This window comes from Rouxiella sp. S1S-2 (assembly GCF_009208105.1).
GTDB lineage: Bacteria > Pseudomonadota > Gammaproteobacteria > Enterobacterales > Enterobacteriaceae > Rouxiella.
Genome location: NZ_WFKL01000001.1, coordinates 4166445 through 4186523 on the forward strand (window position 1 = coordinate 4166445; position 20079 = coordinate 4186523).

At 51.2% G+C, this 20079-nt stretch carries 17 protein-coding genes; 6 read left to right on the plus strand and 11 right to left on the minus strand.

Annotation, left to right across the window (positions count from 1 at the left end):
* Positions 1–67 precede the first annotated feature (67 nt).
* Together GA565_RS19095 and GA565_RS19100 are read left to right on the plus strand one after the other, a co-directional pair.
* On the plus strand, positions 68–526 hold the full coding sequence (locus tag GA565_RS19095) for a hypothetical protein (protein ID WP_152200110.1): 459 nt from the start codon (positions 68–70) through the stop codon (positions 524–526).
* A gap of 100 nt (positions 527–626) precedes the next feature.
* On the plus strand, positions 627–2585 hold the full coding sequence (locus GA565_RS19100; protein WP_152200112.1) for a hypothetical protein: 1959 nt from the start codon (positions 627–629) through the stop codon (positions 2583–2585).
* 42 nt (positions 2586–2627) lie between these two features.
* On the opposite strand, the gene nei is transcribed toward GA565_RS19100, so the two are convergent.
* From nei to pxpB, 5 genes are read right to left on the minus strand one after another with little or no spacing between them, the layout of a single operon-like run.
* Positions 2628–3422 carry an endonuclease VIII gene (gene nei, locus GA565_RS19105; protein ID WP_152200114.1) on the minus strand — a complete coding sequence of 265 codons (795 nt, stop codon included), beginning with the start codon at positions 3420–3422 and terminating at the stop codon, positions 2628–2630.
* Complete coding sequence (gene pcp / locus GA565_RS19110) at positions 3422–4072, minus strand: pyroglutamyl-peptidase I (RefSeq protein ID WP_152200115.1); 651 nt, start codon at positions 4070–4072, stop codon at positions 3422–3424. The genes nei and pcp overlap by 1 nt, the downstream gene beginning before the upstream one ends.
* Positions 4073–4126: 54 nt before the next feature.
* Positions 4127–4864, minus strand: coding sequence for a 5-oxoprolinase subunit PxpA (gene pxpA, locus GA565_RS19115; protein ID WP_152200117.1), 738 nt, complete (start codon positions 4862–4864; stop codon positions 4127–4129).
* Positions 4854–5783 carry a 5-oxoprolinase subunit PxpC gene (gene pxpC, locus GA565_RS19120; RefSeq protein WP_152200119.1) on the minus strand — a complete coding sequence of 310 codons (930 nt, stop codon included), beginning with the start codon at positions 5781–5783 and terminating at the stop codon, positions 4854–4856. The genes pxpA and pxpC overlap by 11 nt, the downstream gene beginning before the upstream one ends.
* A complete protein-coding gene (gene pxpB / locus GA565_RS19125; protein WP_152200127.1) occupies positions 5777–6433 on the minus strand; it encodes a 5-oxoprolinase subunit PxpB in 657 nt (218 codons plus the stop codon). Before pxpB ends, pxpC begins: the two co-directional genes overlap by 7 nt.
* A 224-nt stretch (positions 6434–6657) precedes the next feature.
* Here pxpB and GA565_RS19130 point away from each other — a divergent pair, with 224 nt between their 5' ends.
* On the plus strand, positions 6658–8121 hold the full coding sequence (locus GA565_RS19130; RefSeq protein WP_152200129.1) for an MFS transporter: 1464 nt from the start codon (positions 6658–6660) through the stop codon (positions 8119–8121).
* 10 nt (positions 8122–8131) lie between these two features.
* Here GA565_RS19130 and GA565_RS19135 read toward each other — a convergent pair whose 3' ends face one another.
* From GA565_RS19135 to GA565_RS19160, 6 genes are all read right to left on the minus strand, one after another.
* On the minus strand, positions 8132–8875 hold the full coding sequence (locus tag GA565_RS19135; RefSeq protein WP_152201626.1) for a type 2 GTP cyclohydrolase I: 744 nt from the start codon (positions 8873–8875) through the stop codon (positions 8132–8134).
* A 65-nt stretch (positions 8876–8940) separates the two neighbouring features.
* Positions 8941–9951: an MBL fold metallo-hydrolase gene (locus tag GA565_RS19140; RefSeq protein ID WP_152200130.1), complete on the minus strand. Its 1011-nt coding sequence runs from the start codon at positions 9949–9951 to the stop codon at positions 8941–8943.
* Between the two features lie 59 nt (positions 9952–10010).
* The gene (phrB, locus tag GA565_RS19145) at positions 10011–11450 is read right to left on the minus strand and encodes a deoxyribodipyrimidine photo-lyase (RefSeq protein ID WP_152200132.1); all 1440 of its coding nucleotides are present in this window, start codon (positions 11448–11450) and stop codon (positions 10011–10013) included.
* A 21-nt stretch (positions 11451–11471) separates the two neighbouring features.
* Positions 11472–12425: a 2-thiouracil desulfurase family protein gene (locus GA565_RS19150; RefSeq protein WP_152200134.1), complete on the minus strand. Its 954-nt coding sequence runs from the start codon at positions 12423–12425 to the stop codon at positions 11472–11474.
* 206 nt (positions 12426–12631) lie between these two features.
* Entirely contained in the window at positions 12632–15217 is a 2586-nt protein-coding gene (locus GA565_RS19155; RefSeq protein ID WP_152200136.1) for a glycosyl hydrolase family 18 protein, read from the minus strand.
* Between the two features lie 294 nt (positions 15218–15511).
* On the minus strand, positions 15512–15718 hold the full coding sequence (locus GA565_RS19160; protein WP_152200137.1) for a YbfA family protein: 207 nt from the start codon (positions 15716–15718) through the stop codon (positions 15512–15514).
* A gap of 468 nt (positions 15719–16186) precedes the next feature.
* On the opposite strand from GA565_RS19160, the gene GA565_RS19165 reads away from it, so the two are divergent.
* From GA565_RS19165 to kdpB, 3 genes are read left to right on the plus strand one after another with little or no spacing between them, the layout of a single operon-like run.
* A complete protein-coding gene (locus GA565_RS19165) occupies positions 16187–16276 on the plus strand; it encodes a K(+)-transporting ATPase subunit F (RefSeq protein ID WP_055777260.1) in 90 nt (29 codons plus the stop codon).
* Positions 16277–17965 (plus strand): potassium-transporting ATPase subunit KdpA, encoded by a 1689-nt coding sequence (gene kdpA / locus GA565_RS19170; RefSeq protein ID WP_152200139.1) that lies wholly within the window; start codon positions 16277–16279, stop codon positions 17963–17965.
* Between the two features lie 43 nt (positions 17966–18008).
* Entirely contained in the window at positions 18009–20075 is a 2067-nt protein-coding gene (gene kdpB, locus GA565_RS19175) for a potassium-transporting ATPase subunit KdpB (RefSeq protein WP_055777253.1), read from the plus strand.
* The last annotated feature ends 4 nt before the right edge of the window (positions 20076–20079 follow it).

Genomic DNA, 20079 nt, shown 5'->3' on the forward strand with positions numbered 1-20079 from the left:
TGAATATTTAAGGACTGTTTGTCTTATTAAAGGCATAGTTGTCTCCGGATATTATTTGGAGTCAACAATGAACAGTAACGTATTCAGAGCCGCGCTGATATGGGGATTGGTGTGTTTATCTCTGCTTTACAACGGGTTACCCTCAGAGCTAATTCTTTCATGGATGATTCATACTCAACAATCCGTGCCCATTTCTCATCTTCTTTTAAATGTGGCAACGCACCTGCTTCCTGCACTAATGCCGCTTTTTTGTTTTATCATTTTTACTCATAACACGTTACGTAAAAGATTCATTTTATCTGTACCCTTTATTATATGGCTGGCCAGCCATTTTATCATTACCGCGGTGCTTTACTTTAGCATCGTAAAGAGTGGCAATTCCCCCCTCTATATTGAAAAACTCTCCGCGATTTGGTGGCGGATGATAGACACCTACTGGTCTTTACGCACTCTTGGCTCAGCCGTCGTTATCGTCACCTGCAGCTATGCTTTTTGGCGAGAACAGTCTAATAAAAGCAGTCGTTAATTCGCAAAGTGTAGTAGTTTCTAAATAAGCGGTTTTTGCTACCTGTGCGCCTGGGGGAAGTACGATAATCGGCTGTTATTACCAACCTGGGAAAATAAAAATGATTCCATTAAATAGTCTATCCAGAAAAGCTAAAACAGTATTTAAAGAATTCCCGATAATTCCTGGTTCAGTTCAAAAACATATATCGAATCTTCTGAAAATTATTGATGTCAAGCCATCTTCTGATGTCATTAAATCTAATGAACAGATTAATAATTTACCAGAAAGTATCTTTCATGATTACGAGGTACCCCCTTCTTATGAACCTACTTTTCCTCGAGGAAGAAAACTGCCTACGCCGCCTGCAACACCTTTACTGTCGCGCTCACCTTCAATTTCTTCTTTTTTATCTCTATCTAATTTGTCCCCACCAGAGCATCTAAGGCCGCAAATTCCTCCTGTAGATTATGATTCGGGTAACGAAACAGGAAAAAGTGAATTGGCAGATAAATATACGGGCACAAAAACTATTCCTAATAACCCCATAAATCCCAAGAACGATTTGTCTTCGCCAACGAGTCGAATGGCTTCTTCCTTGAATGAAGGGCAAATCAACCAACCACGCCGCCGTAAAGTAAAGCGACAGGCTCCACTTCCACCTACACTTAAACTCGTGCAGCAGGAAAAAAAGGGTCCACAGGTTCCTACCGAACAAAAAGGGTTAGTCAAACCAGCGATTGCACCAAAACCGCAGGATATTTTTACTCTACAGATTAATTCTGAACCCAAAAACGTTCCTGAGCCTATATACTCGCAAATTCCTGAGCATGTATACGCGCAAATAAAACGTAAGTTTCATTCCCCGAGACCTCAAAAGCCAGAGACTGACCATTATTCGACCATTGATGACTTAGAACCGTCTGCGGTTCCTAAAACCAAACCCCTTAACTCCTATGAAAAAATAAAGGCTCAGGCGCTGGAAAATTTGCTGAAAGATTTAAGAATACCAAAAAAGTTCCTTGATTTAAAAAATCAAGTTCTTTGTTTGGATCCCGTTTTTAATGAAGACCATTGGCATGCACTGATAGACAGTCTTTTTACCTGTGCCTGTGGTGGCAAAGGGTATGATCTAACAGAGGCGAAAAAAGCTGAAACCTTCCTGTTTGAATTATACACGGGTAGAGTTGACTGTAAAAACCTTCAAGAAACTCAGGCACAATTGGTTGATAAAAGCCTGGATATGTTTGAAAAAATACAATATCAAAATGCCTATGTCCAAAATCGAAACGACAGTAAAACCGAACTTCCAGACGATCATCCAGATAAACCTTTAGAAATACTGTGGGAAATCCCTGCCAAGCTGCTTTTAATGGCGGGCTTTCAGCCGACACAAGAACAAGACATAGACGTCAAAGAGGAAATTGCACATAGATTAAATCGCAGTACTAATCTTAAAACATATTTAAACGATAATAATTCCGACCTCGACAAATCGTTCCTTGAAAACAATCGGTTTATACAGGCTGCAGAACTAAACGCCGTAGCAAGTCACTTAAATAATGAAAGAGGGGATAGTGTTCGTTTTCATGATGCGCTCTCTCCTTTAACTGATGGTTCAGAACATGTAATAGACCGTCATACCATCGACACGTTTACAAAAACGTTTAAAACGAACTTCGCGCCTATCCTGCTAGAACAACATTGGTATTTGTTCGGCACGATAAAAAACGAGGATAATACCCGATCTGCGTTAGTTTTCGACAGCAAAAATGGTGGTAAAGATAGAGAAGTGGCTCAAGAATATTTCTCTTCATTAGCCACAGCGTGTGGGGTCACAGGGGGGCCAGAATTTATCAGTGAAGATCTACAAAAAAACGCGCCTAATGCCTGCGGTCTGTTTGTTGCCAAAGCAATGGAAGCATTGACTGAAGTCAAAAACAAAAAATATGCAGAAAAACTAAAAGAAAGGGTCCAGCATTTCCAGCAACAATCAGTGGGTTACCAACAGGCATTTAACTGGAGAGGTAGAGCAGAATTGTTTGACACACTGAATGAAAACATCATCCTTCAAAAATGAAGCCATATGTGTTAAGCAAGATAGTTTGATTATCAGGGGTTTTCACCCCTGACAGCCCGGACAGTAAAAGAAGGGTCTTGTCGAGACGCTGGTTTTTACTATCGTCTCGCCACAGCGTTCACAAGGTTTACCCTCACGCGCAAAAACTTTAAAACGGAAAAGAGCACCGTGATGCACATTTTCGTCCATAGTCCCGCGCATGGCGTAGGAGTGGCGAGCAATAGTCAGGCACGCATCGGTCAACGCAGCAAGCTGTACGTCATTCAAGTCCGAGGGTTTATGCGAAGGAAGCAGTCTGGCAAGCCAGAGGATTTCTGCACGCAGATAGTTGCCTAATCCGGCTAAAAAGGCCTGATCCAACAGCATTCCCCCCAGTTGACGCTGACGAAAACGCGTAGAGGTCAGGCGTGCCCTCACCTGCTCGGGCGTTAGACTCTGGTCCAGCACGTCCGGTCCGATCCGCTGTAAAAACGGATGCTGATACACCTCTTCCGTAGGCCATATTTCAATCTCAGAGGCGCTATAGAGCAAAATAGCGCTGTCCGGCGTGGCAAGTTTTACCCGCAACGAGCGCTTGCCATGATTGATAACATCGCCCGAATTATACACCCGCCAAATTCCGTACAGCTGATTGTGCGAATACAGTGTGAGGCTATTGCTAAAGTGAGTCAGCAGCGCTTTGCCGCGCGTTTCAATACCTTTAACACGCTGGCCCACCAGCGCCGATTGATAAGGCTGTAAGCTCGGGAATGCAAACCAGACTTCCGTAAGAGGTTTATCCAGCACTGCGCGCTCCAACTGGTCCGCGGCCCTGCGGATCTCGGGTCCTTCAGGCATTAGTGCGTGGTTCCTTCTGCAAGAATCAAATCGTGCTCAGTGTGTAAGGCAATGGCGATCGTCAGTTCCAGCGCCTCAAGCAGCGTCTGTGCTGACATACTGGCAGTGCCGGGGTGCAACGCCGCCTGCTCTGGCAGATAGGGCACGTGAATAAATCCGCCTTTCTTCACCCTACAGTCGCTCTGCGTCATACGATGCAGCAGGCCGTACATCACGTGATTGCAAACATAAGTCCCCGCCGTTTGCGAAACAGACGCCGGAATGCCCGCTTCGCGCAGGCCATTAACCAGTGCTTTAACCGGCAACTGGGCAAAATAGGCCGCCGGACCGTCCTTGACAATCGGCGTATCAATCGGCTGTTGGCCGGCATTGTCGGGTATACGTGCGTCATCTACGTTAATGGCTACGCGCTCGATACTAAAATCTACACGTCCACCCGCCTGTCCGACACAAATCACCATCAACGGATCGGTCTCGTCGATCGCCTGGTTCAACGCCTCAATGGCCTTGCCAAATACGCAGGGCAATTGACGCACCGCCAGGCTAACGCCAGACAGCTGTACATCTTGCAATTTTTTAACCACTTCCCACGAGGGGTTAACCCGATCGCCGCCAAAGGGTTCAAAACCGGTGACCAAAACTTTACGCATTTTTCTTCCTCAGGCGCAGAGACTTCTTATGCGCAAGCTATTATCTTTCAGGGATTACTCGGCACTGACCGTAATTTTTTTCTCGGCAAACGCAGCTCGCAGGCTGCGGGCAAAGGCCAACGCGTGCTCACCGTCGCCGTGCAGGCAAACGGTGTCCGCCTGCACCGGGACGTTGATACCGTCGCGGCTGACGACGTGTTTATCGAGGATCATGCTCAATGTTTGATCAAGCGCCAGTTGATCGGTTTCGATCATCGCATCAGGCTGGCTGCGCGGCACCAAATTGCCATTACTTTGGTAGCGGCGATCGGCAAACACTTCCTGACGCGTCTCCAGACCCAAACGCTCACCGGCGCGAATCAACTCACTGCCGGCCAGCCCCACCAGCTTCAGGGAGGGATCAACATCGCGAACGGCGCGCGCAATGGCGTCTGAAAGTTCAGGGTCGGTCGCCGCCTGGTTATAAAGCATGCCGTGCGGTTTAACGTGCATCATTTTTCCCCCTTCGGCGCGGACGATGGCCGCTAAGGCACCAAGCTGATAAACCACCTGCGCATACACCGTTTCCGGTGGCAGCTGCATGGCGGTGCGGCCAAAGTTTTCTCTGTCGGGGAAGCTCGGATGTGCGCCGATGGCCACGCCGTACTGAATGGCCCAGCGCACGGACTGACGCATAGTTTGCGCATCTCCGGCGTGAAAACCACAGGCAATATTGGCCGAACTCACCAGTTGCAGCAGCGCTTCGTCGTTTTCACAGCCTTCGCCTAAATCGGCATTTAAATCAACGCTCATGCAGGCCCCACTTAATTTGTTCAATAAATCGATTCTGTTCACTGCTGGCCTTCAACGCCTCTTCCACGGTGCACTTCACAAAGTGGATTGGCATACCAAGACGAATTTGTGCCAGGTTATAAAGGTCAGCCTCTATCACGCAGGCAATCCGCGGATAACCGCCGGTGGTCTGCGCATCGGCCATCAGTACGATCGGCTGGCCGCCGTGCGGAACTTGCACCACACCTGGCACCAAACCGTGCGAAAGCATTTCGCGCTGAGTGTCGCGCACCAGCGCGTGCCCGTGCAGCCGATAGCCCATACGATTGCTTTGCGGGCTGAGCTGCCACGCGGTGCGCCAGAAGGATTCACGGGCATCGTCACTGAATTCGTTATATTCCGGGCCAGGCACGGCACGAATGCGATTACCAAACAGCAGTTGTTTGACGCCGGTTGATTTTGTCGGCTCTCTGAGCGGCTTACCGGCCTTCAGTTCATCACCGTCTTTTAATGCTCGCCCTTCAAAGCCGCCAAAGCTCGCCTTGATATCGGTACTGCGCGACTCAAGAACCTCATCTACCTTAATGCCGCCCGCGACCGCCAGATAGCTGCGCATGCCGCGCATCGGCATTTTCATGGTCAGAACCTGTCCCGCCTTAACCGGATAGCACCAACCGGTCCACAGCGACTGCCCGTCGAGCGTAGTATGACTGCCTGCACCGGTCAGTGCTATCCACCCTTTTTTAGTAAACTTGACGCTGAACTGGCCGAGGGTTATTTCAAGGCCTGCGGCGTTTTCATCGTTGCCGACCAGCAAATTGGCCATGCGCAGCGCGGGCGCATCAAGTGCACCGGACTGGCTAACACCCAGTTGACGATAGCCGTTACGGCCAAGATCCTGAACGGTGGTTTGCATCCCCGCACGTAAAACTTTTAACATACGCCCTCCTTCTGCGGCACAAAGCGAACCCGATCGCCGGGGCGTAACAGGGTAGGTAAACGGCTGGCGGGATCAAACATCGACAACGGCGTATGGCCAATAAGCTGCCAGCCACCAGGGGTAATCAGGGGATAAATACCGGTCTGACTGCCGCCGATGCCGACGGTTCCCGCGGGTACGGACAGGCGCGGCTCACGATGACGCGGCGTTGCCAGCACGTCGGGCATGCCGCCCAGATAAGGAAAGCCGGGTTGGAAACCAAGAAAATACACTACGTATTCAGCGCCGCTATGGCACTCAACAACCTGACTCGCACTCAGGCCAGTATGGCTGGCGACGCCGTCAAGATCCGGGCCACCTTTACCTCCGTAAACCACGGGAATTTCAATCAGGCGAGACTCAGGTTCAAACGCCTGGCTCTCTTCCCACCAGGTTTGTAAGCGCTGAATAGCGTCGAGCGCCGTGTTTTGCGGGTCTTTAAGCAGCACCGTTAAATTGTTCATGCCCGGGATGACTTCTTTTACGCTGGGATACGTCTCAAGACGCTGGGCTAATCCCCAAATTCGCTGCTGGCTGGCCAATGAAACGGGCGGATCCAATTCCAGAACGACTGCGCGCTCACCTAACAAATAACACCGTGCTCGTTGCACTTAATGACTCCTAAGCCACAGATAATATACAAATTAAGATAACGCTATTTATGGCACAGATATAGACCCAAAGTCATCGAGGTTGTAGCCTTGTTTACGACGGTGCAACAATCAGCTGCTACGCTTTAAGGGTAAGGCCGCCTGTGTGTCTGATGTTTCTGCAAAACTCGATGTGCCTGGAAGGCATGAAATAGCGGGTTTTGCCTCATTTTAAGGGAGAAACAGTGAAAAAGACCTTCGGCGTTTTTTTTCCGCTCTATACCACCACGTTGTTGATGTTGCTTGGCTCCGGCCTTCTCACCACTTACATCTCACTGCGCTTAAGTGCTATTCACGTTAGCGGTGCCATGATTGGTGCCATTATTGCCGCCAACTATATTGGATTGGTGATTGGCGGCAAGGTGGGCCACTTTTTGATTGCCCGCGTGGGGCATATTCGCGCCTACGTTTCCTGCTCGGGGATTATTACCGCTGCGGTAATAGGCCACGGGTTGACCGACATTATTCCGGTCTGGGTGGTGCTACGCCTGATTATCGGGCTGTGTATGATGTGTCAGTACATGGTGTTGGAAAGCTGGCTGAACGACCAGTCAGACTCCAGCCAGCGCGGCGTGGTATTTGGATTTTATATGGCGGCGTCGTACCTTGGTATGGCACTCGGTCAAGTGGTGTTGATGCTACAGACTGACCTTGGTATGAGCACGCTGCTGGTCATTGCGCTGTGTTTTGCGCTCTGTCTGGTACCGATTGCGCTCACCACACGCACCAAAGTCGGCCATATGTCACCGGCTCCGATGGAGCTAAAATTCTTTATTGGTGCGATTCCCAAGGTGCTGGCGATTACGCTGGTGATTGGCATGATTGTGGGGTCGTTTTACGGCATGGCGCCCCTCTACTCAAGCCAGCAGGGGCTGTCGACCCAGCAAACCGGCCTGTTTATGGCGCTGGCGATTTTTGCTGGCCTGGTGGCGCAGTTCCCGCTGAGCTGGCTTTCGGACCGCTACAACCGCAATCTGTTGATGCGAGTTAACGCCGTACTGCTGGCGATCGCTGCACTGCCGTTGGCCATTTTCAGCCATATCTCTTTCCCGCTGCTGCTCGTCGTAGGATTTGTGGTCAGCCTGATGCAGTTCACGCTCTATCCGCTGATTGTGGCGCTGGCCAACGACATGATTGAGCCAGAACGTCGCGTGTCGCTTTCTGCCTGTTTGCTGATGGCATTCGGCGTCGGCGCCTGTATTGGCCCCTTGGCGGTGGGTGCACTGATTGAACCGCTGGGCGGCAATATTTTGTATGCATTCTTTGCGCTATGCGGCGCAGCGATTGTGGCGCTGAGTCGAAGCTCGGCCGTAGAGGAGCAGACCCAAATGGCGCAGGATGCGCCGGTTCCTCACATCGCCATGCCCGACAGTCTGAGCAGCTCACCGTTGTCACCGGCGCTCAATCCTAATTTGGACGAGCAGATGATTCAGGATCAAATGCCCGCGCCTGAGACCGCCGAGCAGTCTGAACCAGAGATTGAGGCCGAAATTGAACCCGAAAGGCGCTCACAGGGTGCCGATCCGGATGCGGATACCGGCCTGCAGCGGGCGTTTATCCTGCTTGAAGACAGTGATTTTCCCCCGTCGGATACGCCAGATGAAAGCGATAAAAAAGCTGCGCCACCCAAGGCGGCACAGGGTCATTGAGGTAAGCAACTCAGGCAGGATTGTCGATATCAATAAACGTGACGTCTAAACCGTGCTCTGCGGCGAGCCATTCGCCCAGAGCCTTGACGCCGTAGCGTTCACTGGCGTGATGTCCGGCGGCAAAGAAGTGCAACCCCATCTCCCGCGCAATGTGAATCGTTTGCTCTGAGACTTCACCGGTAATAAAGGCGTCTACGCCAAAATCAGCGGCCTGCTGGATGAAGCCCTGACCGCCGCCGGTGCACCACGCCACCCGACGGATAATTTTCGGCCCGCCTTCTGCGCTGTGCAACACCTTGCGTCCGAGCTGCTGCTCGATGCGCTGATGAAAGTCTTCAGCCGCCATGCCCGCGGACAGTTCTCCATAAGGCACCAGCGGCATAATTTCCCCTAACACTTTGATTCCCAAAAGCTTCGCCAGTTGAGCGTTATTACCGAGTTCTGGGTGTGCGTCCAGCGGCAGATGATAGCCATAAAGGTTAATATCGTTGAGCAACAGCGTTTTCAAACGGTTGCGCTTCATGCCGCGCACTGCCGCAGGTTCGTTTTTCCAGAAATAACCGTGGTGGACGATGATCGTATCGGCACTGTGCGCGACTGCAGCGTCCAGCAGTTTTTGGCTAGCTGTCACACCGGTTACAATGCGCTTAACCGTGCTGCTGCCTTCAACCTGCAGCCCGTTGGGCGCATAGTCTTTAAAGGCATTGACCTCAAGCTTTTGGTCAATAATCTTCTCTAATTCAACGTTATTCATCACATTACTCATTAACATTACCTGCTAGATCAGGCGATTCCTTTGAAACGCTTAACACGGCAGCGTTAAAATTCTTGGCTATCGCCCTGCTGCATAAAAATAAAGTTTACGCCGAGGCTGTTGCCCTGTTCAAGCTGACGGATGATTTTGGCGCGCGGATCGTCTCCGGCAGTCAGGGAAGGTTTGATGTGGCTAATCACCACTTTCAGGCCCTTCAGCGAACCTGCGCCGCCCGCAACTTGCTCAAGGTTTTTCAGCTCACCCAGCAGTAGCTCGGGTGTAAGATGCCCAAACAGCTGGCTATCGGGCATGCCGTTGGCATAAGAGGTTTCAATGATCATGCCCTTCAGCCGCTTCTGCTTAATCTCGTCGCCGATCACGCGCCAGGCCGTATTTAAATCACGGGATTTTTCCTGCTTATCGGCACCGGTATCACCGAAATAAGCAAAGGACTCGAGCTGCTGGTTTTCTTTCGCGCTACTGACCAGCAGCATTGATGAGGTGACCCCGCCGTGGCTGAGCGGATAGATAACGCCGTCAAGCCCGCTCAGTCCGAGAGAAAAACGCTGACCAGGCCTTGGCGCATTCAGACGATAGGTGCCCAACCGCTGACCGCTGCCGGTGTCGCTAAAGTTAGGCCATACCCGCCAGTTAAAATAGTGCTGACGCAAGGTGTCGATGGTATCAGCAGATCCATAAATGGGCTTTTTAGTGTCCTGAGGTGACGCGATAATCAGACCGGCGAGGTGGTCGAGATGGGCATGGCTAATAAAATAGCCGCTGATAAGATTGCGAAAAACGGCTCCCTGTGGCGTAAGTGGCGCGGCGTTTTGCACAGTGACTTCGGGGAAACTGCCTTTTTCCAGCGCCTTGCTGATACCCGGCAATACTGATCCAGCGTCCAGCGCCAGGTATCGCGTTTGTGAATCGCTGCGGATCAGATAAGAGGTTAAGTTGCCCTCCTCTACGCCACCGTTTACACCAAGCGCAACGATTTTAAAACCGGCGCTCGCTCCCGGAACCGCGCCAAGACCGGCGCCTAAAAGCAGCGCCGCTTTCCAAAATGCCTTTGCCATCACATCGCTCCATGTTGTGCTGATGATTATCAACGTGCCTGCCGACTCCGGCAGACACCTTAATCTTCAGCCTGAGCGCGATTTTTGGCTGCCTCAAACGCGGCCAGAGTATCCTTACGCGCCCGGGCGTGATCGATAATCGGGAAAGGGTAGTCTAGCACGCGCCGCTGTTTTTCAGCCCAACGATGTGGTTGATGAATATCTCTTTCTGGAACATCACTCAATTCAGGTACCCAGGTTTTGATAAAGCGGCCCTGCTTGTCAAAACGTTCGCCCTGCGTGGTCGGGTTAAAGATGCGGAAATAAGGTGCCGCATCGGTGCCGGTAGACGCCCCCCACTGCCAACCGCCGTTGTTGGCCGCAAGGTCGCCGTCGACAAGTTTTGACATGAAGTAACGCTCGCCGCAGCGCCAGTCGATCAGTAAATCCTTCACCAAAAAACTCGCCACGATCATCCGCAGCCGGTTATGCATCCAACCGGTGGCGTTGAGCTGACGCATGGCGGCGTCGACGATCGGATAACCGGTTTTACCCGCCTGCCACGCCTGTAAATCATCGGGCACATCACGCCACGTTATGCCTTTTGTCCACTCAATAAACGGCTGGCGTTTACACAGTGACGGCCAGGCCACCAGCAGATGGCGATAAAACTCTCGCCACACCAGCTCATTGAGCCAACCAAAAGCGCCGCCGTCGGTTTTCTCCAGCACCTCAGGGTTTTCAGCCCGCAGACGATTCAAACACTGGCGTGGAGAAAGTACGCCAATCGCCAAATACGGTGACAGCGTACTGGTGCCGTCAACAGCGGGCAGGTCGCGCTGCTCAAGATAATCTTGCACATTTTCACGGCAGAAACGCCGCAGCCGGTCGCGTGCCGCCTCTTCACCAATCGGAAAATCTTCACCCACTTCCTGCTGAGGATAATCAAACGGTGACAGTTCGGCAGCTTCACCCGGATGCGAATTTTTACGCGCATGCGGTGCAGGCAAAGAGCGGCAGTCCGACTCGCTCAGGCGCTGCAAAAAGGCGCGGCGAAAAGGGGTATAAACCTTATACATGCTGCCTTCGCCGGTGGTCACCGAACCGGGCGGCAGCAGCAGGCTGTCATTGAAACGCTGAATTTGAACCTCGGGCGACAGCGCCTTATCGACGGCGGCGTCGCGCTCGACTTCATTAATTTCGACCTGATCATTGTAAAAAAGCGCATCGACGTGGTGTTCAGCGGCAAATTTCACCAGCCAGTCAACGCTGTCTGAAAACAACTCGCACTGCTGGTAATAAAGCGGGATGCCGCGCTCTGATAGCGCACCTTGCAGTGCCTGCAGATGCTGATAAATAAAGGCCGCCTGACGAGGCGCCATATCATGTTTGCGCCACTGCGCCGGAGTGGCAATGAATACCGCGATGACGTTGGCGTTAACGTCTTCACAAGCGGCAGAAAGCGCGCGGTTGTCGGTAACGCGCAGGTCGTTTCGAAACCAGACCAGATGGGTGGTCATGACAGTGCATTCCTTGTGATATCAGTGCCCATAGCGCAGGCGCAGCGCTTCGGGATAAGGCTCGAAGTAACGTTGCTGCTGCAAATAGGCGTCCGGGTATTCATGCATGTAATGCTTAAGCAGCGTGATAGGCGCCAGCAATGGCTGCATCCCCTGCCGATAGTGGTCTATCAGACGCGCAAGCTCCTGCCGCTGGCCGCTGTTGAGCTGCTTGCGGAAATAGCCCTGCACGTGCATCAGCACGTTGGTGTGGTTGCGGCGCGTGGCTCTATGGGTCATCAGGCTCATTAGCCGGTTGCGGTATTCGACAAAATACGCCTCCAGCGAATCCCATTTGTCCATAGAAGCCACAAAACGGCCAAGTTCTCGATATTCAGGCTGAGAGTGAGCCAGTAGCGAGAGTTTGTAACGGCTGTGAAACGCCATCAACTTGCCGCGTGTCAGTCCAGACTCATGCAACATTTTCAATTCATAGAGAGCAAAAACCCGTTCAACAAAGTTTTCGCGCAAAATAGGGTCGTTCAGTCGCCCGTCTTCCTCTATCGGTAACCAGGGCAACTGTTTCTGCAGTTCGGCGGTATAAATACCCACGCCAATTTTGCTGTTGTCTTTACTGTTTTCGCGATAAACGCGCACCCGCTCCATGCCGCAGCTCGGCGATTTAGCACAAAGAATGTAGCCACAAAGATGGGTCAAGGCGGCAACGCGCTTCTCTGAATAACGCTGCATTTTTTCGGTGAGGTCGGTATCTGGGCTGTTGCTGAGGCACATGTGAATACCGTCCTGCATGTCAACCAAACGCAGCGCCGGGCGTGGCGTAGGCAGGCCAATCGCCATTTCGGGACAAACGGGTTCGAAACGTACAAAGGGGGCCAGTTGCTCAACGGCAAAGGCCAAACGTTTGTGGCCGCCGTCAAAGCGAACTTTCTCTCCCAGCAGGCAAGCGCTGATGCCGATCGGAATTTTTTCACTCATGTATAACTCCAGACGTTTATTGCTTTCCATAGCCATGGAACAGCGCAGTATCACCTTTCTTAAAGTTATACACAAAAATCACTTTGTACAAGTTTATGTAGGCAAAGATACCTTGCGTATCGTCTGAAAAACAAAAAAACCAGCGGATTTCTCCACTGGTTTCGGTCATTCTGTATTGCTTAAAAGCGATTATTCACAGAAAGAAATTATTTACAGCCGTCAACTTTCTTGCGCCATGCGCCGTACTCACCTTCTGTACCAGGCACATTGGCAGGTCCCGCCCAGTTATTGTTAACCCACACTTCACCCTGGTATTTCACCTTGGTACATCTCTCGGCATAGGTGTTGGTTTTGAGCCACTGCGGAATATTATCATCCGGCTGTGGCTTATCATCCGTTTTAGCGGGAGTGACAATAAGCGTGGTGGTGGCAACAGTAGATAACTGTGTTTTATTGTTGGTGACCGTCAATACCAAGACAAAACCTTGAGCGGAAGTGACCAGTGGAGCTTCAATATTTAGCTGGTTAGTCTCGGTGCCGGTAACGTGGGTCAATTCTTCAGGTATACGCCACGCGTAAGTAAACTCACTCTCTGGGGTCATGTCAGAAACGGTCGCCAATACCTGCGCAGTTTTACCGCTTATAGCATTGAACTGGCTGGCTAAAGTAATAACTGGCGCAGTTGGATTCGCTTCACTGGCAACCTGGACAGCAACGGTATCGGTACTGGTTGCCTGTTGGCCATCGGTCACTGTCAACATAAACTCGTAGCGGGCATTTTGAACAGGCTTAGCAACATTAAACGTCGCGCGCTCGGTGTTGGTACTCTCAAGGATAACGTCTGGGCCGCCTACCTGTTTCCAGGAATACGTCAGAACACCGCCGCCTTTAATGGTGCTCTTGGAGCCATCGAGAACAATCGCCGATTCACCGTTAACATTTTGCTGCATTCCAGCATTCGCCTTCACGGCGTGCACTTCCTCAACCGGATTCGTTGAGTCACTGGCGAACGATGAGAACGTTTGGCTAAATGCCAACTTCGGTGCCTGAGCCTCAGTCAAACCGCTGGCTGAAAAATCAGCATTACCTATCGCGCCCGGTTTGTCTCGCAGCACGGACCACTCGCTAAGCATACCTAACTTTTTGGCTTTAGCATCTTCAAGAACTAATCTGGCATCAGACAAGTAAAAAACTTCACCCTGAGTGTCATTGTAACCAATCATTGGCGTAGAACCGATTTTACCATAAATCTGCTCAATGCTTAGGCCAGGGAACAGATCCATTTGTTTAAGCTGTTTTGCCGTAGCCTCAACGGCATCCACTCCACATTGCCCCTGAATATTGTCTTCTTCGCCTTTAGAAGCAAGACATGGGCCTGGGCCGTAATCCATGGTCATCAAGTTAACACCGGCAACGTCTACGCCTTGCTTTTTGGCATCCTGAAGGATGGCCTTCCCCGCTTCTAAACCGGTGGGGAGTACCGCCAACGTATACCAAATGTCAACTTTGCGTCCTTCTTTTTGCCATCTTTGCTGAGCAATTTTCAACGCATGATTACGGCGTTGAATAGAGTCCATGTCTAACGACCAACCCATCTCCACGTCAAAATCCAGCTTGGTCAAATTAAGGTTTTCAACCACGTCATAGTACTGCTGCGCCAAATCGTCCGCATTTTTACAGGCAGAGGCCAAAGGAACATTAACTGCGCCGCCAAGTGAGACCATTACATCACCACCGGCTTTTCTCAGCGCATTTATTTTGGCGTACTGTGCGTAATTCTTGACCGGATAGGACGTCCCCCACGTCGGTAAACACTGGTTAGCACTTTTCGCGACAATAAAGGCCAGGGTGTAATGAGAAATATTTTCATGTTTTTTCATATTTGCCATGTCAGCGATATTGTTAGCATCACCGGCAAAATCTACGTAGGGAGCAAAGAACTGGGCTGGCCAAGCGGGAACTTTGTCACCGACCAGCTCCTTTGTATTCCCCCAATTCGGGCTGACGCGCCAAGGCGTTGGGGAAAGAGGACGAATACCTTTGACGTCATTTGCGGTAATATAAATCACGCCGCCAAACTTAACCAATGAGTTAGCAGAATACGTATGTTTTACATCCAATTCAGGCGCATGAGCCAATTGCTCGGCAGTTGCAGCAACGTATTTACCCAACGGTTTCCATTCTTTGCCATTACTTCCGTTTGACTGATTAGAAGAAAGTGAAGGGTCTTTACCTTGACTAAAGAATACGGCCTGATAGATTTCTCCATCTTTGAATACTTTATCTCCGCCTTTATATGAATTTGAAGGCTGCCACTCTTTTAAAGCAACATAGCGAACCCAAGGATTAGATTGGCTCGGGGCAAAACTGTTGGCTGGAATATCCTGTAGCGCAATATACTCCACGCCGTTAACGGCAACTTTATCGCCTTTATCATAATCTTTATTATTATCAAAGGCAGCGATAACCGTCTCAGGATGGGTATCAATTTTGCTGTCCGCATTATCACAGGTCGTTGGGTTACCGAGATTTTCCATATCCTCTTTAGAGGCATCGCCCACGGGTAACCACGGTTTGCCGGAGTATTGTGGTCCCGAATTTGTCAGCGGACAAGATTCCGGTCCCACCCAACTGACATTTTTATAAACCTTACCGGCAAAAATAACTTCTATAGGATTATCGCCCGGAGCCGTTTGACCCGCCCATGCTTGTAAATCTGAAGCTAACACCGTTGTACTAGCACAAATCATACCCAGAGCCAACAAACCCAACGTCGTTTTATTAATTTTCATAGAAACCTTGTTATATTTAAATTTTTATATTTATAGTTTTCAACAAACATTCATCTTGGAATAACGACGCATGTTCATTATAACGGACTAAATAATAACACCCGACATTCTGGTCTAAACACAAGACAAGTACGGAATGAAAATTGTAAAATGTAATAAATAATTACAATGAAACACAAAATTTATTATTTAACTTTAAATGTAAATACTATGATAAATATCAATAGCAGAATTAAAAAGGCCAGAATTTACATTCCGGCCTTTTTTATAAAAAAATTTAATTTAATTTTTGTATTAATAAAAATACTGTCCCGTTATTTCGGTTTGTGCCAGCCATACCGGTTTATTGCTGGTTTTGGCCCAAACACGGTGCAGATAGCTGTAAAAACGTGCCCTATCCGCGCGGAACGCCATAACCGGCAGCGCCAAAATGCCCACAAGCATAGCCAGCGTGCGCCGCAGCAGGATGTAAGACAGTGAGTATGGGGTGTAATCAGACATAAAATTCTCCTCAGCGCCCAGTCTTACGTTCTCATTTATTGCCGGCGAACAGTGACTGGAAAGATTAATAGTTCGTAAATTACACAAATTTTATCGCAGTCGATGTAATTTTACTACTGATCCGACCACTTTTTTGCTGATAAAAAGCACAATCCGCCCACCACTTGGTAATAAAGTTACAGCTTTGTTAAAAAATCACCCAACCTACGTTAATCGCTCACTTTACCGCCATTTTTATACAATTTTTACACCCCATCCCCCCTTCTTTTCAGGTTCTTTATGAGCCGATATTTACACTCGTTTAACTGGCTATAAAACCAAAATCATCCCCAAAATCCTTGGCGCTGCGGCAAAGCGGCAATCGCGTAAACGGCAATGTGCTTACTCAGTAAGTAATTTGAGTTAACGAAGGTAGATTGCGCAGCGGCAACGCCAAGGGTGGAGGGGAAGCAAACTAAGGGGTGGGTTGTGAATACTGGGGTAATCATCGGCGGACTTTTGGTCCTTTTGCTGCTCGGCTATTTGGTCTATGCCCTGCTTAATGCGGAGGATTTTTAAATGGCTGCATCAGCGTTTCTCATGATTGCCAGCTTTATGCTGGTACTACTGCTGTTATCTCATCCGCTGGGTAAATTCATGGCCAGCCTTATTGAAGGTGAAATCGGCCCGAGAATGAGTGGCTTCGAACGTCGGATATTAGGACTGGCCGGTACGTCTGCTTCAGAAATGAACTGGAAACAGTACGCAATTGCCATCCTTACTTTTAACGTGCTGGGGATTGTCCTGCTGATGGCGATTCTGCTGTTGCAAGGCGTACTCCCTTGGAACCCGCAGCATTTTGCCAGTCTGTCATGGGATTTGGCGTTTAACACCGCGGTTAGCTTTGTCTCTAACACCAACTGGCAGGCCTACAGCGGCGAAAGTTCGCTGAGCTATTTCAGCCAGATGGTGGGTCTGACGGTGCAAAACTTCCTGTCGGCGGCAACGGGTATTGCGGTGGCCTTTGTGCTGATCCGTGCCTTTGCGCGTACTTCAGCCAAAACGTTGGGTAACGCCTGGACCGACCTGGTGCGCATTACGCTGTATCTATTACTGCCTATCTCTCTGCTGCTGGCACTGTACTTCGTCAGTCAGGGCGTGCTGCAGAACATGGAAGCCTATCAGCACGTCACCACGCTGGAAGGTTTGCAGCAAGTCCTGCCGATGGGTCCGGTAGCTTCTCAAGAGTCAATAAAAATGCTTGGCACCAACGGCGGTGGATTCTTCGGTGCGAACTCTGCGCATCCGTTTGAAAACCCGACGGCGATGACCGACATGGTTCAGATGCTGCTGATTTTCCTTATCCCTTGTGCGCTGTGCTTCTCTTTTGGTCGCGTCGTGGGCGACAACCGTCAAGGCCACGCGCTGCTGTGGACGATGTCACTGATTTTTGTGGTGTCGGTGGTGATTGTGATGGCCGCTGAACTGCAAGGTAACCCGCATTTCACCGCCCTCGGTGCCACCAGCAACGTCAATATGGAAGGTAAAGAGACTCGCTTTGGCATTCTGGCCTCCAGCATGTTTAGCGTGGTGACTACGGCGGCATCCTGCGGTGCGGTAAACGCCATGCTCGACTCCTTCACGGCTATCGGCGGCATGATCCCGCTATGGCTGATGCAGATTGGCGAAGTGGTGTTTGGCGGCGTGGGTTCAGGCCTTTACGGCATGCTGCTGTTCGTGCTGCTGACGGTGTTTATTGCCGGGTTGATGATTGGTCGTACACCGGAATATCTCGGTAAAAAGATTGACGTCTACGACATGAAAATGACCGCTCTGGCGATTCTTGTTACGCCAACGCTGGTCCTGCTGGGTACCGCACTGGCACTGGTTAGCCCTGCCGGACTGGCGGCTATCTCCAACCCAGGTGCGCACGGTTTTACCGAGGTGCTTTATGCCTACTCATCGGCGGCCAACAACAACGGTAGCGCCTTTGGTGGCCTCAGCGTTAACACGCCGTTCTACAACCTGACGCTGGCCTTCGCCATGTTCTTCGGGCGTTTCGGGGTGATTCTGCCGGTGCTGGCGATTGCCGGTTCGCTGGTAGCGAAAAAACGTCAGCCCGCGGGCAACGGGACGTTACCGACTGCAGGTCCGCTGTTTATCGGTCTGCTGATCGGCACCATCCTCTTGGTGGGCGCACTGACCTTTATTCCAGCGCTGGCGCTGGGTCCGGTAGCTGAGCATTTACAAGTGTGGCTGGCGAAGTAATCCCAGGCAACTTTGCATAACTAGACGGTTAAGAGAGAAGACGATGACTCGCAAACAACGTGCCCTGTTTGAACCAAGGCTAATCCGCACCGCAATATTTGATGCGGTGAAAAAACTGGATCCGCGCGTTCAATGGCGTAACCCGGTAATGTTCGTGGTGTATTTGGGCAGTATATTAACCACCCTGATCTGGCTGGCTATTTTGATGGGCAAAACCACCGGTAGCGCGGGATTCACCGGCAGCGTATCGCTGTGGCTGTGGTTTACCGTACTGTTCGCCAACTTTGCCGAAGCCTTGGCTGAAGGACGCAGCAAGGCGCAGGCAGAAAGCCTTAAAGGCATACAGAAAATCAGCTGGGCGAAAAAGCTTTATGAAGCACGCCCAGATTCGCCCCCGATTAAAGTCTCTGCCGACAGCCTGCGTAAAGGCGACTACGTGCTGATTGAGGCCGGTGATACCGTGCCCTGTGACGGCGAAGTCCTGATAGGCGGAGCCTCGGTTGACGAAAGTGCTATCACCGGTGAATCAGCACCGGTTATTCGTGAGTCCGGCGGTGACTTCTCGTCCGTCACCGGCGGTACGCGCGTGCTTTCAGACTGGCTGATCGTTGAGTGTAGCGTTAACCCGGGTGAAACCTTCCTTGACCGGATGATCGCCATGGTTGAGGGCGCAAAACGTCGCAAAACCCCTAACGAGGTGGCGCTGACGATTCTGCTGGTTGCACTTACGTTAGTTTTCGTGCTGGCAACGTTTACGCTCTATCCGTTCTCACTGTTTAGCGTTGACGCCAGCCATGCTGGTACGCCGGTGACGGTAACGGTGCTGGTTGCGCTGTTGGTGTGTCTTATCCCAACCACGATCGGTGGCCTGCTTTCGGCCATCGGCGTCGCGGGTATGAGCCGCATGCTGGAGGCAAATGTTATCGCCACCAGCGGCCGTGCGGTAGAAGCAGCGGGTGATATTGACGTGCTGCTGCTGGATAAAACCGGCACTATCACACTCGGCAACCGTCAGGCGGCGCAGTTTTTACCTGCTCCACAGGTTAGCGAGCAGGAGCTGGCCGACGCGGCGCAGCTTTCGTCTCTGGCGGATGAAACCCCGGAAGGCCGCAGCATCGTGGTGCTGGCGAAACAGCGCTTTAACCTGCGCGAACGTGATCTTCACTCGTTAAATGCCACCTTTGTGCCCTTCTCGGCGCAAACGCGCATGAGCGGCGTGAACGTCGGTGACCGTATTATTCGCAAAGGCGCGGTGGACGCCATTCGTCGCCACGTTGAATCAAATCATGGGCACTTCCCTCCGGCAGTTGAAGGCCTGGTTGAAAGCGTTGCCCGCAAAGGCGGCACACCGCTGGTGGTGTCAGAGGGTGGACGCGTATTAGGCGTGGTTGAACTGAAAGACATCGTTAAAGGCGGCATTAAAGAGCGCTTTGGCGAGCTGCGCAAAATGGGCATTAAAACGGTGATGATCACCGGCGATAACCGCCTGACAGCGGCCGCCATTGCCGCCGAAGCCGGCGTTGATGACTTCCTGTCAGAAGCCACACCTGAGGCCAAACTGGCGCTGATTCGTCAGTACCAGTCGGAGGGTCGTTTGGTTGCGATGACCGGTGACGGCACCAACGACGCCCCTGCCCTCGCGCAGGCCGACGTTGCGGTAGCAATGAACTCAGGGACTCAGGCCGCCAAAGAGGCGGGCAATATGGTCGATTTGGACTCCAACCCGACCAAGCTGATTGAGGTCGTGCACATCGGTAAACAAATGCTGATGACGCGGGGTTCACTGACCACCTTCAGTATCGCCAACGACGTGGCGAAGTATTTTGCCATCATTCCGGCGGCGTTTGCGGCGACTTATCCGCAGCTCAACGCACTGAACGTGATGCATCTGCACTCGCCGTCTTCGGCAATCATGTCGGCGGTTATTTTCAACGCGCTGGTGATTGTGTTCCTGATCCCGCTGGCGCTGCGCGGCGTCAGCTACAAACCAATGAGTGCGGCTTCACTACTGCGCCGTAACCTGTGGGTTTACGGAGTGGGTGGTCTGGTTGTGCCTTTCATCGGCATCAAAATTATCGACGTGATCCTTACCGTGATGAACCTGGGCTAATGGT